The organism is Micromonospora sp. NPDC000089 (assembly GCF_042899365.1).
In the GTDB taxonomy this organism is placed as follows: domain Bacteria; phylum Actinomycetota; class Actinomycetes; order Mycobacteriales; family Micromonosporaceae; genus Micromonospora.
The window spans coordinates 162,193-178,623 of the sequence record NZ_JBIAZT010000006.1; the positions used below are offsets into that span (position 1 = coordinate 162,193).

Annotated in this window: 5 protein-coding genes; all 5 read right to left on the reverse strand. The window is 73.9% G+C overall.

The features are described 5' to 3' along the window. Positions 1-11: 11 nt before the first annotated feature. The 5 genes from ACFY3U_RS13880 to ACFY3U_RS13900 are packed head-to-tail and all read right to left on the reverse strand — an operon-like array spanning position 12 to position 16,265. The gene (locus ACFY3U_RS13880) at positions 12-611 is read right to left on the reverse strand and encodes a class I SAM-dependent methyltransferase (protein ID WP_387200178.1); all 600 of its coding nucleotides are present in this window, start codon (positions 609-611) and stop codon (positions 12-14) included. Next, complete coding sequence (locus ACFY3U_RS13885; protein WP_387200180.1) at positions 611-1,351, reverse strand: thioesterase II family protein; 741 nt, start codon at positions 1,349-1,351, stop codon at positions 611-613. The genes ACFY3U_RS13880 and ACFY3U_RS13885 overlap by 1 nt, the downstream gene beginning before the upstream one ends. Positions 1,352-1,354: 3 nt before the next feature. Further along, on the reverse strand, positions 1,355-2,542 hold the full coding sequence (locus ACFY3U_RS13890) for an acyl-CoA dehydrogenase family protein (protein WP_387200183.1): 1,188 nt from the start codon (positions 2,540-2,542) through the stop codon (positions 1,355-1,357). Next, entirely contained in the window at positions 2,539-10,119 is a 7,581-nt protein-coding gene (locus tag ACFY3U_RS13895; protein WP_387200185.1) for an amino acid adenylation domain-containing protein, read from the reverse strand. The genes ACFY3U_RS13890 and ACFY3U_RS13895 overlap by 4 nt, the downstream gene beginning before the upstream one ends. Beyond that, positions 10,116-16,265: an amino acid adenylation domain-containing protein gene (locus tag ACFY3U_RS13900; protein WP_387200188.1), complete on the reverse strand. Its 6,150-nt coding sequence runs from the start codon at positions 16,263-16,265 to the stop codon at positions 10,116-10,118. The genes ACFY3U_RS13895 and ACFY3U_RS13900 overlap by 4 nt, the downstream gene beginning before the upstream one ends. Positions 16,266-16,431: the final 166 nt, after the last annotated feature.

Consider the following 16,431-nt stretch of genomic DNA (forward strand, 5'->3'; position numbering starts at 1 on the left):
TCCTCGGGTCGTCAACGCCGGGTCATCAGCAGCAGGAGAGTGCGGGGCCGGGTGGGCAGATACTCCAGGTCGAAGGCATCGCCGAAGAGTTCCTTCTCCTCGCCCGGGGCGATCATCGGCGCCATCTTCGCGCCTCCCTTGAGTTCGTTCTTGTCACCCTGGAAGCACCAGATCAGCACCTTGCCGCCGGGGCGGCTGAGCCGGTGGATGGCTCGGGCAACCGCCGCGCGCGCCTCACCCTCAGTGTCGTTGAGCGCCCCGAAGTCGCAGATCAGGTCGTACGAGTCGGCGAGTCCGGGGACGGGGCCGGCACCCAGGTCCGCCTCGGTGAAGGTGCACCGGTCCCCCACGCCGGCGGCGGCGGCCCGGGCCCGGGCCCGGCGCAGGGCCACCGGCGAGAAATCCACCCCGACGACCGGGGCGAACCCCTGCCGGGCAAGGTAGACGGCCTCGGCGCCGGTGCCGCAGCCCAGGTCCAGAGCGCGCGGCAGCTCGCCCGGGTTGAGACGGCCGGATTCGACCAGCTCGGTCAACTGCGGGCGCACCTCCTTGTCCCACGGCGCAAGGTTGAGCCGGTACAGCGTGTTGTAGAACCAGGGACGCAGCCGCATCAGGAGATCCTCTCGGTGCCCGCCAGCCCCGACGGGGCCGGCTCCAGGTCAGCGGTGACCCCCTCCAGCAGGGCCGCCTGCTCGTCGTGCAGGAAGAAGTGCCGACCGGGCAGGACGCGTACGTCACAGCCGCCGGAGGTCAGCGTCGCCCAGCCGGCCAGGGTGTCCGGCGGGGCTTCGGGGTCGTCCGCGCCGCCGTACACCACCACCGGGGAGCTGATCCGCGGACCAGGACGCCAGCGGTAGGTGTCGGCGGCCTCGAAGTCGGCCCGCAGCACCGGCAGCACCAGATCGAGCAGTTCCTCGTGGGCCAGCACCTCCTCTGGGGTGCCGGCCAGCTCACGCAGTCGCTCCTTGAACGCCGCGTCGGGCAACCGGTAGTCGTACTGGCCGGTGGGCTGCGGGAGTTGCGGAGCCCGGTGGCCGGAGACGAACAGGCACGTCGCCGGCCGACCGTGCAGGTGCTCCAGCCGGCGGGTCAGCTCGAACGCGACGAGCGCGCCCAGGCTGTGTCCGAAAACGGCGTACGGGCGGTCGATCCGCACCAGCACCGGCCCGAGGATGTCGGCGGTGATGGCGTCCACGCTGGACAGCGGGGTCTCGGTGATCCGGGCGCCCCGGCCGGCCAGCTCCACCGGCACCACCTCGACGGTGTCCGGCAGGTCCCGCTGCCACCGGCCGTACACCCGGGTCGCCGAGCCGCCGGCGTACGGCAGGCAGAAGAGCAGAGTCTTGGCCACGCCTCAGCCCTCCGGCCGGTCGGAGACCCGACCCGTGGTCGCGGCGATCGTACGGAACTGCATGTTGGACGTCCCCTCATAGATCTTGCCCACCTTGGCGTCCCGGAAGAACTTCTCCACCCCGTAGCCGGGGATGAAGCCGTTGGCGCCGAGCGTCTCCACCCCCAACGCCGCAGCCCGCTCCGCGACCTCGGACGCCACGTACTTCGCCATCGCGGTGGCCCGCAGCCGCTGGGCCGGCGATCCGCCGTGCTGCAGCAGCCGGGTGGTGTCGTAGAGCAGGGCGCGGGCCGCCTGCAACTCGGCGGCGAGGCGGGCCAACGGGAAGGACACCCCCTGGTACGCGGCGATCGGCTGGCCGAACTGCTCACGTCGGCTGGCGTAGCCGGTGGCCGCGTCGAGCACGCCCTGGGCCAGGCCGACGAGTTGAGCGGCGATCCCGACCTTGCCGACGTTCAGGGTCTCCGCCGCGAGCAGCTCACCCGCGCCAGGGCGGCCGAGCACGTCCCGGCGGCCCACCCGCACCCCCTCGAAGGTCACGTCGCAGGTGGAGCTGGCCCGGATGCCCATCTTGGCGATCGGCGGCCCGACCGTCAGACCGGCGCTCCCCCGGTCGACCAGGAACGCGGTCAGCCCGACGTCGACCAGTCGCGCGAAGACCACGAACAGCCCGGCCTCGGCGGCGCCACTGATCCAGCGCTTCGCACCATCGAGGACGAACCCACCGCCGTCGGCGACCGCCCGGGTGCGGCCGGCGAAGGCGTCACTGCCGGCGTCCGGCTCGCTGATCGCGTACGCGCCCACGGTCCCGTTGGCCAGCCGGGGCAGGTGGCGGCGGCGGGCGTCGCCGTCACCATGGCGCAGCAGGGCGCTGGCGACCAGCGCATTCTGCACGTCCACCAGGACTGCCACCGACGGGTCGACCCGGGCGATCTCCTCGATGGTCAGCGCCACCGCGAAGAGGTCCCGGCCGGCGCCGCCGTACATCTCGGGGATCTCCACCCCCATCAGGCCCGCGCTGAAGAGCTCCTGTACCAGATCGGGGTCGATCCGGGCGGCCTCGTCCATGGCCTGGACGCGGGGTCCCACGCACTGCCCGGCGAATCCGGCCACGGTGTCGCGCCAGGCGCGGTCCGACTCGGGCAGCCAGGTGACCGGCTTCGGTACGTCCGGTGCGGGGTGGACGGTCATCGGGCGGCTCCCTCAGGATCGGCCTGGGTCGCGAGCCGGTCGGCGGGCGCCGCCGCCCGGCGGCCGCTGACCGCGGCCAGGAAGGCGGCGAGGTCGTCGCGACCGAGCCCGGCGAGCGGGAAGTCACCCGGGTCCACCGCCGATGCTCCCGGGTGGTCGCAGCGGGCGGGCAACTCCGCCAGCGCGGCGCTCAGCGCCTCGGCCACGGCGTCGAGCACCGGCCCGTCGTCCCCGCCGGTGCGGGCCGCGTGCAACTCGACCCACAGCTCGCCGGCGGCGAGATGGCCGGTGACGATGAGCCGGTGCCCCGGTCCGTCATGGGCCTGGGGGGCCCGCGCGGGCTCCGCCGCCGCCCCGGAGGCCCCGTCGAGGTCACCGAGATGGCGCACCAGAAGCTGGGCCGGGGGTCGCCCGCCCCCCGGGACGCCGGCACCGGCCCCACGGGCGTACTTCACCGCGGACACCAGATCGACCAGCTCACCGGTGAGCGGCACGGTCAGCGGGACGACCGTCGAGTACGGGCCGACCGCGCCGGAAAGGTCCAGTTCGGGCACCCCGTCGGCACGCAGGTCACGCTCGACGTCGACCACCGCCCGCTGCGCGCCTGAGGTTCGCAGGGCGGTGGCCAACGCCACCAGCAGCACCTCGTCGGCGGTCAGCCGGTACGCCCGCGACGCCGCGTCCAGCAGGGCCGCCGCCGCGTCCGCCGGCACACGCAGCAGCCGGCGGTACGCGGGGCCGCCAGGCGCGGACGCCAACGACAGTGGCTGCCGTCCGGCCTCGTCGTCCGGCAGCGGCTCCGCCGCGTCGCCGCCGGCCGCCGCGGTGAACGCGTCGTCCAACCGTTCGGCCCAGCGGCCGAGCGGAACGGGCGGGCCGACCAGGTCCGGCGCGCCGCCGCCGACCGCGGAGCGCAGGGCGCGCCGCAGGTCGGCGTAGAGCGACGGCCAGGAGTGGGCGTCCACGCTGAGGTCCGCGACGAGCCAGATCAGCCGACGGTTGCCGTCGCCCAGATCGAACAGGGCGGCCCGGGTCAGCGGCCCGTCGACCGGATCCAGTTCGGCCCGGATGTCGGCGACCATCTGGGCGCGGGCGTTGTCACGACGCGCCACCGGTAGCGGGGCGAGGTCGATCAGCGGCACGTACTGTTCGTCGCCGGCGCTCACGCGCTGCCGCCAGCCGTCCGACCCGGGCACCAGCCGCAGCCGCAGTGCCGGGTGGGCGGTCAGCAGCGCGTCGAGCACCCGGCCGGCGGCGTCGGAGTCCAGTTCGGCCGGCACCGGCATGTCGAGCACCTGAACGCCGAGCGGTCGGGTGGGGCCGTCCGGTCCGACCAGCGCGCGTTGCCACGGTGTGAGCGGGAAGGTCTGGTCAGCGATGCCCCGGCCGCTGGCGGCGGCTCGCGCCTCGGCGACCCCGGCCAGCTCTGCGATCACCTGGTGGGCGAAGAGGTCCGCGGGGGTGATCTCGATCCCCTCGGCAGAGGCCCGGCTGATGATCTGGATGCCGGTGATCGAGTCACCGCCGATGGCGAAGAAGTTGTCGAACGGGCCGACCTCGGGCTGGCCCAGCACCTCCGCGGCGAGTCGGGCCAGCAGGACGGCGGTGGGGGTCGCCACCCCGGCCGGGGCCTCCGGGCCGCTCAGCCGGGCCGGGTCGGGCAGGGCCGCACGGTCCACCTTTCCGTTCGCCGAGAGCGGCAGCCGGTCCAGGGTCAGCAGCGACTGCGGCACCATGTACGCCGGCAGGGCGTCCACCGCCGCCGCCCGGACCTGGTCGATCAGGGCGTCCCGGTCGGCCGCCGGGTCGGCGGGCACCAGGTACGCGACGAGGCGGCGGTGGTGTCGGTCGCCGGGGGCGGCGGCGACGGCCGCGGCGACCCCCGGTTGGCGGCCCAGCACCGCCTCGATCTCACCCAGCTCGATCCGGTAACCACCGATCTTGACCTGGAAGTCCTCCCGGCCGAGGAACTCGATGGTCCCGTCGGGCCGCCAGCGGCCCAGGTCCCCGGTGCGGTAGAGGCGCTCCCCGGTCACCGGGTGGGTGACGAACCGGTCGGCGGTCCGCTCGTCGTCCCGCCAGTACCCGTCGGCCAGGCCCATGCCGCCGATGAAGAGCTCGCCGGTCACCCAGAGCGGGCACTCCTGCCACCGGTCGTTGAGCACGTGGAAGCTCTGGTTGCGCATGGCCCGGCCGTACGGGATGGACTCCCAGCCGGGGTCGACCTCCCCGATCTCGTGGCAGATCGACCAGATCGACGCCTCGGTGGCCCCGCCGAGGCTGACCGGCAGGCAGTCCGGGGCCAGTTCACGCAGCCGCGGCGGCAGGTCCACCGGGATCCAGTCGCCGGACATCAGGAAGAGCCGGACCGACGCCAGCGCGTCCGCCGGGCCCTGGCCGGCGACGTGGTCGGCGAGCATCTGGGCCAGCGCGGGCACCGAGTTCCAGACGGTGACCCGGTGGGCGGTGACCAGGTCCACCCAGTGGCCGGGGTCGCGGTTGCTGCCGTGCCGGGGCAGCACCAGCCGGCCGCCGGCGCCCAGCAGCCCGAACACGTCGTAGACCGACAGGTCGAAGCTGAGCGAGGAGAGGCCGAGGGCGGCGTCGTCCGGGCCGATCGACCAGCGTTCCGTGACGTCATCGATCGTGTTGCGGGCGGCCCGGTGCCGGATCATCACCCCCTTCGGGGTGCCGGTGGAGCCGGAGGTGAAGATGACGTACGCCAGGTCGTCGGGGCCGGCGGGCGGCAGCGGGGCGTCCTGCCCGGCCGGCGAATCGGCCCTCAGGTCGACGGTCAGCTCGGTGACCCCGACCGGCCAGTCGCGGCGCGGACCGTCCACCCGGGACAGCACGGCCCGGCAACGGCCGAAGGTGACCAGGTGGTCCTGCCGCTCGTCGGGCAGGTCCGGGTCCACCGGCAGGTACGCGGCCCCGGCGAGCAGCACCCCGAGCGCGGCGGCGACCTGGGCGGCGGACTTGTCCACCGCGACCGCGACCAGCTCGTTGCGCTCCACGCCCAGGTCGCGCAGCCGGTGCGCGACGGCGTGCGCGTGCCGGGACAGCTCGCCGTAGCTGACCACCTGCCCGTCGGCGTCGATGACGGCGGGGCGGTCCGGCTCGCGGCGGGCCCAGTCGAGCAGCGGGTCGTGCAGCAGCCCGGCGGCGGGCGGACCGGCGGTGTCGTTGGCCGCCGCCACCAGCTCGCGCTGGGCGGCGGGGCGCAGGTCGCCCGGGTCACGCCGCCACGCGGCCTCGCCCTCGGCCAGCGCCGTGGTGAGTCGGCTGAACGCGGCGAAGACCGCGTCGAGCACCCCGTCGGGGAAGAGCTGGCGGACCCCGTGCCAGCTCATCCGCACCCCGTCGGCGGTCTCCAGCAGGGCGAAGTCCAGCCACACCTGCGGGGTCTGGGCGACCTCGTGGACCATCTCGCCGAGCCAGCCGAACCAGGTCTCGTCGCCCGGCTCGTTCTCCTGCACGACGGTGCTGGTGAAGACCACCGGCATCACCGCACCGGCCGCGCCGCCGCGGGCCCGGGCCATCTCGCGCAGCACTTCCACGCCGCTGACGTAGCGGTGCTCCAGGTCCTGCCAGCTCTGCTCCTGCAGGTGCCGGGCCAGCCCCTCGACGCTGCCCGCCGCGGCCAGGTCGACCGGGAGCAGATCGAACGAGGCGAACTCACCGACCAGGTCGCCGACGTGCGGGTGCACCGGCAGCCGGTTGGTGACGGTGACGTTGACGGTGAACCGGCCCGAGCGGCACCAGGCCCCGAGGGCGTACGCGTAGACGGCGAGCAGCACGGACGAGGCGGTCAGGCCGTACCCGCCGGCGGTGTCGGTGATCCGCTTCCAGGTGGCCCGGTCCAGCTCCAGGTCGAAGGAGACCGGTTCCGGGCGGGCGACCGCCGCGGGGGCGATCGCCAGCGGCAGGTCCGGCCGGGGCGGCAGCTCGCTGATCCGCTGCCGCCAGTACTCCAGCGAGCGGCGGTGCAGCCCGGTGCCACGCAACTCCTCGGTGGCCAGCACGTAGTCCCGGTAGGAGAGCTCCAGGGGGGCGAGGTCGTCGATGCCCTGGTGGATGCGCCGCCAGTCCCGCGAGACCAGCCGGATGCTGCCGATGTCGGCGATCATCAGGTCGAAGCCCAGGTGCAGCCGGGTCCGACCGCCGGGCAGCAGGGTGGCCCGCACGTCCCAAAGTGGCCAGACGTCCACCGGGCGCATCTGGTGCGACAGCGTCTCGCGCAGCTCGGCGAGGGTGCGTTCCACCTCGTCGGCGGGGCGGTCGCGCAGGTCGGTGGCCTCGATGACGTACGGCCCGGGGTCGGCCAGGATGCGCTGGCGGCCGTCGTCACCGACCACGGCCCGGAGCATCCCGTGCCGGCGGACGACCTCCCGCCAGCTCTCGGTGAGAGCGGCCAGGTCGACCTCGCCGGTCTCCACCTCCCAGTAGACGTGCGCGGCGACGTTGCCGCCCTCCACGCTGCCGAGCCGGCCCAGCCACTGCGCCTGCTGGATCTCGGCGAGCGGGAACGGCTCGTGCAGCTGCTCCGGTGCGGGGACGGCCGGGGGCAGGCCGGGCTCTGGCTCGTCGGCGTCGCTGTCGTCGGCCCGGCCGGCCGCGACCAGGGCGGCCAGTCCGGCCACGGTCGGTGCGGCGAGCATCTCGCGCAGCCCGATCCGGGTACCGAACGCCTCGTTGACCCGGGCGACAACCTTGGTGGCGAGCAGCGAGTGCCCACCCAGTTCGATGAAGTTGTCGTCCATGCCGACCGGGTCCGCCCCGAGCAGCTCCTGCCAGATCGCGGCGACCAGGCGTTCCCGGTCGTCCCGGGGGGCGACGTACCGGGTCTGCAGGTGGGGCCGCCCATCCAGCACCGCGGTCGGGTCGGCGGCGGACTCCTGCGGGGTGTCGTGCAGGCCACTGAGGTCGGTGGCGGCGGCCTGTCCGCTCGGGGAGATCCAGTAGCGGCGGCGCTGGAACGGGTAGCCGGGCAGGGACACGCGGCGGCGCGGGCCGTCGGCGGTGAGGTCGACGTCGACGCCGGCCGCCCAGAGCCGGCCGAGCAGGGTGGGCCCGGGGTGCGGGGCAGCCGGCGTGTCGCCGGGGGCGGGCAGGCTGGTCAGCACGGTGGCGTCCCGGGTGACCTGCCGGGCCAGGGTGCCCAGGGTCCGGCCGGGGCCGACCTCCAGCAGCACCGCGTCGGGGCCGGCGACCCGGGCGACCGACGCGCCGAAGCGCACCGTGTCCCGGATGTGCCCGGCCCAGTACGCCGGGTCGGTGGCCTCCCGGTCGGTGATCCACTCGCCGGTGCGGTTGGCGACGAACGGCAGCGTCGGCGGGGTGAGCCGGACGCCGGCCAGCTCGGCGGCGAAGGGCTCGGTGACCGGATCCATCATCGCCGAGTGGAAGGCGTGCGAGGTGTGCAGCCGGCGGTGCGACACGCCCCGCCCGTCGAGCACCCGGGCCAGGGCGTCGACGTCCTCGTCCGGGCCGGAGACCACGCAGAGCTCGGGGGCGTTGGCGGCGGCCAGGGCGAGCGTCGGGGTGAGCAGGGGGCGTACGTCGTCCTCGCCGAGGGCCACCGAGAGCATCGCGCCGGGCGGCATGGCCGCCATCAGCCGGCCCCGGGCGGCCACCAGGCGGGCCGCGTCGGCCCGATCCAGGACGCCGGCCAGGCAGGCCGCGGTCAACTCGCCGACGCTGTGCCCGATCATCGCGTCCGGGAGGATGCCGTACGAGGCCAGCATCGCGGCGGTGGCGTACTCGACGGCGAAGAGGGCCGGCTGGGCCAGGTCGGTGGATTCCAGCCGGCGGGCCGCCGCAGCCGGGTCGGCGTCGTCGGCGGGGTGCAGCACGGTGCGCAGGTCCAGGCCGAGGTGCGGGGCGAGGTCGGCGGCGACCGCGTCGAGGGCGTCCCGGTAGGCCGGTTCGGTGGCGTACAGCTCGGCGCCCATGCCCGGGTACTGGCTGCCCTGGCCGGGGAAGAGGAAGACCAGCCGGGGCCGGTCGACGGCGGTGCCGGTGACCGCCCGGGTCGGGTCGGCCAGCGCGGCGGCCGCGTCGGCGAGGTCGGTGGCGACGACGGTGCGGCGGTGCCGGGCCGGGCCCCGGCCGCGGTGCAGCGTCCAGGCGACGTCGGCCAGCGGCGGGGCGTCCGGCGCGGCGAGGGCCGCGGCCAGCTGCGCGCCGGCCGCGTCCAGCGCCGCCGGGGTACGCGCCGACAGCGTGATCACCTGCGGCTCGCGGGCCGGCGGCGGCAGCGGCGCCGGGGTGGGCGCCTCCTCGAGGACCACGTGCGCGTTGGTGCCGCCCATGCCGAACGAGCTGACCCCGATCCGGCGCGGCACGTCGGTGACCGTCCACTCGCGCAGTTCGGTGTTCACCACGAAGGGCGAGTCGTCGAAGTTGATCTCCGGATTGGGCTTGTCGAAGTGCAGACTCGGCACCAGCTCCCGGTGCTTCAGCTGGAGTACCGCCTTGATCAGCCCGGTCACCCCGGCGGCCGTGTCCAGGTGTCCCACGTTGGACTTCACGGACCCGAGGGCACAGTAGCCGCGGCGGCGGGTGCGGGCGCTGAACGCCCGGGTCAACGCGGTGACCTCGATGGGGTCACCCAGCAGTGTCCCGGTTCCGTGCCCCTCGACCGCGCTGACCGTGTCGGGGTCCACCCCGGCCACGCCGAGGGCGGTGGCGACGGCACGGGCCTGACCGTCGACCCCCGGGGCGGTGTAGCCGACCTTCCCCGCGCCGTCGTTGGTGACCGCGCTGCCCCGGATCACCGCTTCGACGTGGTCACCGTCGGCGAGCGCGTCGCTCAGCCGCTTCAGGACCACCACCCCGACACCACTGCCGAACATCGTTCCGGTGGCGGCGGAGTCGTACGGGCGGCAGTGCCCGTCCCGGGAGAAGACCAGGCCCTCCTCCCACAGGTAGCCGCTGGGCTGGGGCAGCCGGACGGCACTGCCGCCGGCCAGGGCGACGTCGCACTCCCCCTCCAGCAACGCCTGGCAGGCGACATGCACCGCCACCAGCGACGAGGAGCAGGCCGTCTGCACGGCGACGGCCGGGCCGCCGAGCCCGAGCTTGAAGCTGACCCGGTTCGGCAGGTAGTCCTTGTCGTTCGTGACCAGCAGTTCGAGGGTCTCGGCGATCGAGGAGATCCTCCGGCCACCCAGGATGTTGGACAGCAGGTACGTCGAGAGCGAGCTGGCGGCGTACACGCCGACGGTGGCGTCAACCGTGCCGGGCGGGTGACCGGCGTCCTCCAGCGCGTGCCAGGCGCACTCCAGGAACATCCGCTGCTGCGGGTCGATCAGTGCCGCCTCCCGGGCGTTGTAGCCGAAGAAGGCCGCGTCGAACAGGTCGATCCCGTCGAGCACGGAGGCCGCCCGGACGTAGCGGGGGTCGGCCAGCTGCCCCTCGGGCACCCCCGCCGCACGCAGGACCTCATCGTCGAAGAACGTGATGGACTCGACGCCGCCGCGCAGGTTGCGCCAGAAGGTGCCGATGTCCGGGGCTCCGGGGAACCTACCCGCCATGCCCACGATCGCGATGTCTCCGGTGGAATCGTCCGAGGTCATGAGTTGATCTCCTCCGAGGTGGACCGGCCGCGCCGCCGATCACGACGCCGACCGGCGCGGTCGAACGCGTCGGCCAGTGCGCCGTCGGTGTCGTCGCCGCCGTCCAGACACAGGGCGAGCTGGCGGACCGTGGGATGTTCGAACATGTTCATCAGCGGGAATGTGCGGCCCAGGGCCGCGCAGAGGCTGCGGTACACCCGGACGACGATCACCGAGTCGGCACCGAGGTCGAAGAACCGGTCGTCGAGGCCGACGCGCTCCACGTCCAGGTTCGCCCGCAGCGCATCGACGATGGCCCGTTCCACCGCCCGGGTCGGCGGGACGTAGGGCGCGCGAACCCCCGGGGCGGCGCCTGAGCCTGCTGTGAGGGCCATCCGTTCCACCGCGGAGCGGTCCACCTTGCCCTGCGCGGTCAACGGCAGCTTCTCGACCGTCACGAGAGTCGCCGGCACCATGTAGCCGGGCAGGACACGCAGCAGGTGGTCGCGTACGTCGTCGATCAGGGTGTCGCCGGGGGCGTTCCGGACCGCCGGCTGGTACGCGCCGCCGAGCAGGCTGTGCAGCAGCACGTCCTGCGGGTCCAGGGCGAGCGTGCGGCGGACCGTGTCCTCGTCGCGGACCATGCCCACCTGGCACAGGCCCAGGTCGTGCTCCGGTGCGCCGTCCTCCAGCAACTGCGTCATCTCACCCGCCTCGAGCAGGCAGAAGTGCACGGCCCGGTCCCCGTAGAGCGGGGCGATGGCCGACATGCGGCCGACCAGGAAGATCTCGAAGGCGCTCTGCTCGTGGGTGGCACGGTTGGCCGAGACGTGCACGTCTGCGGGCATCGCCACCCCGGAGTCGATCGGCACCAGGCGGTGTTCTGCCGGGTCGTAGTAGTAGGCACCGCCGGCGAGCCCGTCGACCCGGTCCGCCCGGACGTGGAGATAGGTCTGCACCGGGTAGAGGGACCCGGCCGACCCGTACCGGTACTTCGGCAGCAGCTCCGCGTCGTGCGAACGCAGGCATTCGAGCAGTCGGCCGAGCGCGGCCAGCGGAACCGGCTCGGGGCGGAAGGACCGCCTGCTGGTCCGCCGGGTCCATGCCCGGCGGGTCGCCACCTGGTCCTCGGCCTGCGGCAGCGCGAGGGCCGGTGCGGTGAGATCACGACGCAGTCCCTTGCGGGCCACCGTGAAATCGGTACGTCGGGCCGCGTCGGTCTCCACGTCGCCGAGGATCCGCTTGTCGCCGTCGCCCTGCACCAGATCATGTCCGGAGCCGCCCGACGAGGTCCCCGCGGCGGGGACGAGGCAGGCGACGAGGCGGCGGTGGTGCCGGTCGCCGGGGGCGGCGGCGACGGCCGCGGCCACCCTCGGGTGACGGGTCAGCGCCGCCTCGACCTCACCCAGCTCGATGCGGTAACCGCCGACCTTGACCTGGAAGTCCTCGCGGCCCAAGAACTCGATCAGTCCTTCTGGGCGCCAGCGTCCCAGGTCCCCGGTGCGGTAGAGCCGCTCGCCCGTCACCGGATGGGCGACGAAGCGCGCGCCAGTCTTCTCCTCGTCCCGCCAGTAGCCGTCGGCCAGACCCGCTCCCCCGATGAACAGCTCACCGGTCACCCACAGCGGGCACTCCTGCCACCGGTCGTTGAGCACGTGGAAGCTCTGGTTGCGCATCGCCCGGCCGTACGGGACGGACTCCCACGACGGATCCACGTCGGTGATCTCGTGACAGATCGACCAGATCGACGCCTCGGTCGCGCCGCCCAGGCTGACCGGCAGACACTGCGGCGCCAGCTCCGTCAACCGCTCCGCGAGGCCGACCGGGATCCAGTCACCGGAGAGCAGGCACAGCCGCAACGAGTCCAGGCCCGTTGCCCGGTCCTGCCCGCCAACGTGGTCGACCAGCATCTGCGCCAACGCCGGCACCGAGTTCCACACCGTCACCCCGTGCTCGACCACCAGGTCAGCCCAGTGTCCCGGGTCGCGGTTGCTGCCCTGCCGCGGCAGCACCAGCCGTCCGCCGGCGCCCAGCACGCCGAACACGTCGTACACCGACAGGTCGAAACTCAACGACGACAGTCCGAGCACGGCGTCGTCCGGGCCCACCGACCAGCGCGACGACACGTCGTCGAGGGTGTTGCGCGCCGCCCGGTGGCGGACCATCACGCCCTTGGGCACCCCGGTCGAACCCGACGTGAAGATCACGTATGCGAGGTCGTCGGGTCCGGCCACCGGTTCCGCCGGGGTGTCGTCGCGGGCCGGCGGGTCGACCGACAGGTCCACGGTCACCTCGGTCACCCCGTCCGGCCACTGCCGGCGTGGCCCGTCGGCAGTGGCCAGCACCACCCCACAACCGCCGAAGGTGACCAGGTGGTCCTGCCGCTCCGGCGGCAGGTCCGGGTCCACCGGAAGGTAGGCCGCCCCGGCGACCAGGACGGCCAACGCCCCCACCACCTGCGCCGGCGACTTCTCCGCCGCGACCGCCACCAGTTGGTTGCGGGCCACGCCCAGGCCGCGCAACCGGTCGGCCAGCGCCAGCGCGTGCCGGTACAACTGCCCGTAGCTGAGCGCGCCCTCCTGCGACACCACGGCCGGACGGTCCGGCTCGCGGCGGGCCCACTCCAGCAGCCGGTCGTGCAGCAACCCCGCAGCTAGCGGACCGGCCGTGTCGTTGGCCATTGCCACCAGCTCCCGCTGCGCGGCGGGCAGCAGGTCCACCGCACCCGGTCCCCACGCGTCGGCGTCGTCGGCCAGCCGGGTGAGCAACGCGCAGTACGCCTCGAACATCTCGTCGACCAGGCCGGGCGGGAACAGCCCCTCGACCACGTCCCAGTTGAAGGCCAGCGCGCCGCAGTCCTCGTACACCTGATGGTCGAACTGCACCTGCGGGGTCTGTGAGACGACATAGGTCGTCTCACCGAGCCAAGCCGCGCCCAGCGCGCCCTGGGCGCCCTCCGGGTCGCGACCCTGCTCGCGCCCGCTGGCGAAGACCACCGGCGCGAAGGTGCCCGGGCGGACACCGCGCTGCCGGCTCACCTCACGCAGCACCTCCACCCCGGAGAAGTAGCGGTGCTCCAGGTCCTGCCAGAGCTGACGCTGGATGCGTTCGGCCAGGCCGGCCAGGCCGTCGTCGGGTGCGACGTCGACCTCCAGCAGGGTCACGGCGGTGAAGTCGCCGATGACCGTGTCGATCTCCGGGTGCAGCGGAAGCCGGTTGAACAGCGGCACGTTGAGCACGAACCGGGGACTCCGGCTCCACCTGCCCAGTACCGCCGAGAACGCGGCGAGCAGCACCACGGTGGGAGTGACCCCGAGCTCGGAGGCCCGCTCCCGCAAGCGGCCCCAGCGGTCCGACTTGAGCACCTGGGCACGCCGGCTGCGCTCGACCCCGGCCGGCGCGGTCACGGTGGGCAGTTCCGGCCCGGCGGCCAACCCCGGGATGCGCTCCAGCCAGTAGGCGCGGGACCTGGCGTAGGCGTCCGACTCGCGCACCTGGTCGAGGGCGAGCACGTAGTCGCGGAAGGACACCCCCGGCCGCTTCGGGTACGCCTGCGGGTCCCGGTAGAGGTCCCCCCACTCCAGGAAGAACAGCCGGACACTGGCCAGATCGGCGATCAGCAGATCGAGGCTGACATGCAGTCGGGTGACCCGGCCGGGCAGGCGGGTCGCCCGGACCTCGAACATCGGCCAGTGGCCCGGGGGCAGGACCTGGTGGCTCAGCTCGTCCCGCGTTGCGTCCAGGTGGGCGCGCCGCGCGGTGTCGTCCATGCCCTCGGTGTCCACGGCGGGGATGGACAGCGGCTCGATCCGGTCCGGCGGGAGGATCCGTTGGGTGCCGTCGGCCTCGATGACCGCCCGGAGCATCTCCTGCCGCTCGACCAACCGGTTCAACGCCGCGGTGAGCCGGTCCAGGTCGACGTCGCTGCTCTGCACCTCCAGATAGAGGTGGACGGAGGCGTCACCCAGGTCGTAGCCGCCGCCCCGGCCGACGAAGTAGGCGTACTGCTGCTCGGTCAGGGGGAAGGAGTCGTGCCGGTGCGCCGGGTCGGCGGTGAGCGGGCGCCAGCTGACCACCTCGCCCTCGGCGCGGGTCCCGAGCTGGTCGGTGACCCGGCGGACGAGATCGGTCACCGACCCGCGCATGAACTCCGCCAGGGGCAGCGGCGTTCCGAGGTCACGTTCCAGGTCGCGGCGCAGCTCGATGGCGCGCAGCGACTCCAGGCCCAACCCGGCCAGCGGCACGTCGGTGGCGACCTGGTCGGTGGCGCCGCCCAGCAGCACAGCCAGCCGACGGCGCAGCTCCGCGACGAGCACCGGGGTGCGCAGCGCCTCGTCGAGGACGAGCAGCATGTCCCGCATCGGGGCGGCGGTCGGCGGCCCCCCGACCGGGGCGGTGACCGGCGGGCGGCCCGCCCGGGCCAGCGGGCGCAGCTCGCCGGCGACGTAGCGGTCCCGGCACGCTCCCCGCTGCACCTTGCCGCTGACCGTCTTGGCGACCCCGTCCGGACCGACGAGCAGCACCTCGTGCGCCTCGACCTCGTGTTCGTTGGTGACCGCGGCGCGCAACCGGCGGGCCAGGTCCTCGAGGTCGACCCCGATGGTGTCGGCGATCGACTGCACCACGACCAGGCACTCCTGGTCCTCGACCTCCACGGCGAAGGCCGCCGCCGGAGCCCCCGCCAGCGCGGGATGCACCCGCTCGCAGGTCATCTCCACGTCCTGGGGGTAAAGGTTGCGCCCCCGAATGATGATCATTTCCTTGAGCCGACCGCAGAGCACCAGGTCGCCGTCGTGCCGGAAACCCAGGTCACCGGTACGCAGGAACGGCCCCGTTCCGTCGGCCAGCCGCGCGCCGAAGGTCTCCTCGGACAACTCCGGGCGCCGCCAGTAGCCCTGACAGACCACCGGGCCGCGCACCCACAGCTCCCCTACCCGGTCGTCGGCGACGACCTGGCGGGTCTGCGGGTCGACCACCACGATCTCGCAGTGCGGCCCGGCCGGGCCGACGCCGACCAGGATGAGGCTGCGCTCACCACCGTCGACCGGCACCACCCGGCCCTGCTCCAGTTCGGCGGCGTCGACCCGGAGCACCAAGGGCTCCGGCTCCGCGTGCCGACCGGTGAGGAAGAGCATCGCCTCGGTCATCCCGAAGCCGGGGCCCATCGTCTCCGGGCGGAACCCGGACCCGCGGAACTCGTCGTTGAACCGGGCTATGGTGCTGGCCCGGACCCGCTCGGCGGCGTTGAAGGTGGTGTGCCAACCGGAGAGGTCCAGCCCGGCCCGCCGGTCCTGCGGGACCTGGCTGATGCAGCGTTCGAAGGCGAAGTTCGGGGCGCAACCGAAGACCGGACCGGGGGTGTCGGAGATGGCCCGCAGCCAGCGCAGCGGGTCGGCGACGAAGTCCTCCGGGGTCAGGAAGACCGCCCGCCCCCCGAGGTACTGCGACAACAACAGGTGTCCACCCACCCCGAGGGCGTGGTACGGCGAGATCCAGCTCACCACGTTCGCGCCGGCCGGCAGCCCCGCCAGCGCGACGGTCTGGTCGATCTGGTGCAGCAGGTTGCGGTGGCTCACCATCACGCCCTTGGGCGCACCGGTGGAACCGGACGTGTACTGGAGCAGTGCGAGGTCGTCACCGGTCAGCTCGGGGGGCGCCCAACCGTCGGCGGCGCCCTCGTCGAGCCGGTCCACGGCGAGCCACGGCACGTCCGCGCCGAGCCGCTCACGCAGCTCGCCGAGTCGGTCGGCCAGCTCCGCGGTGGTGACCACCACGGACACCTCGGCGTTACCGGCGATCTGTACGGCCCGCTCGGTGCGCGGGTCGCCGGCCCCGTCGACCGGAGGCGGGCAGGCCACCGCCACGCCCCCCGCGTACATCGCCCCGATCAGGCCGACCAGGAAGTCCAGCCCCGGGGGCAGCAGCACCAGCACCCGGCCGGCCGGCGGCAGGTGGTCGGCGAGGGCCGCCGCGAGGGCGGCTGAACGTCGATGGGAGGCCCCTCGGGTGAGCTCCCGGACCACTCCGCGCCCGTCGGAGGTGTCGGTGCCGGCGGGGTAGGTCAGATGCGCGAAGGCGACCGCCCCGGGGTCGCGGGCCGCGTTGGCCCGCAGGACGTCGAGCAGGGTGGTCGCCTGGACGCCGCCGTCGATGCAAAGCTCGGTCATGCGCGCTCCTGGCTGGAAGGCTGTCGGTCCGGCGCGGTCCCACCGGGTCTCTCCTGGGACGTCCACGCCGGGTGGGCGTGCGTCGGACCGGAGAACCTGCTGATCTCGCGAAGTTCCCTCACCGTGCCAACGGCCGCCTCCCGGAGCCGCCCTCCAACGGGCCGTC

Coding starts and splice junctions, on each gene's coding strand:
- ACFY3U_RS13880 (WP_387200178.1), bottom strand. CDS start 611: ATGCGGCTGCGTCCCTGGTTCTACAACACGCTGTACCGGCTCAACCTT.
- ACFY3U_RS13890 (WP_387200183.1), bottom strand. CDS start 2,542: ATGACCGTCCACCCCGCACCGGACGTACCGAAGCCGGTCACCTGGCTG.
- ACFY3U_RS13895 (WP_387200185.1), bottom strand. CDS start 10,119: ATGACCTCGGACGATTCCACCGGAGACATCGCGATCGTGGGCATGGCG.
- ACFY3U_RS13900 (WP_387200188.1), bottom strand. CDS start 16,265: ATGACCGAGCTTTGCATCGACGGCGGCGTCCAGGCGACCACCCTGCTC.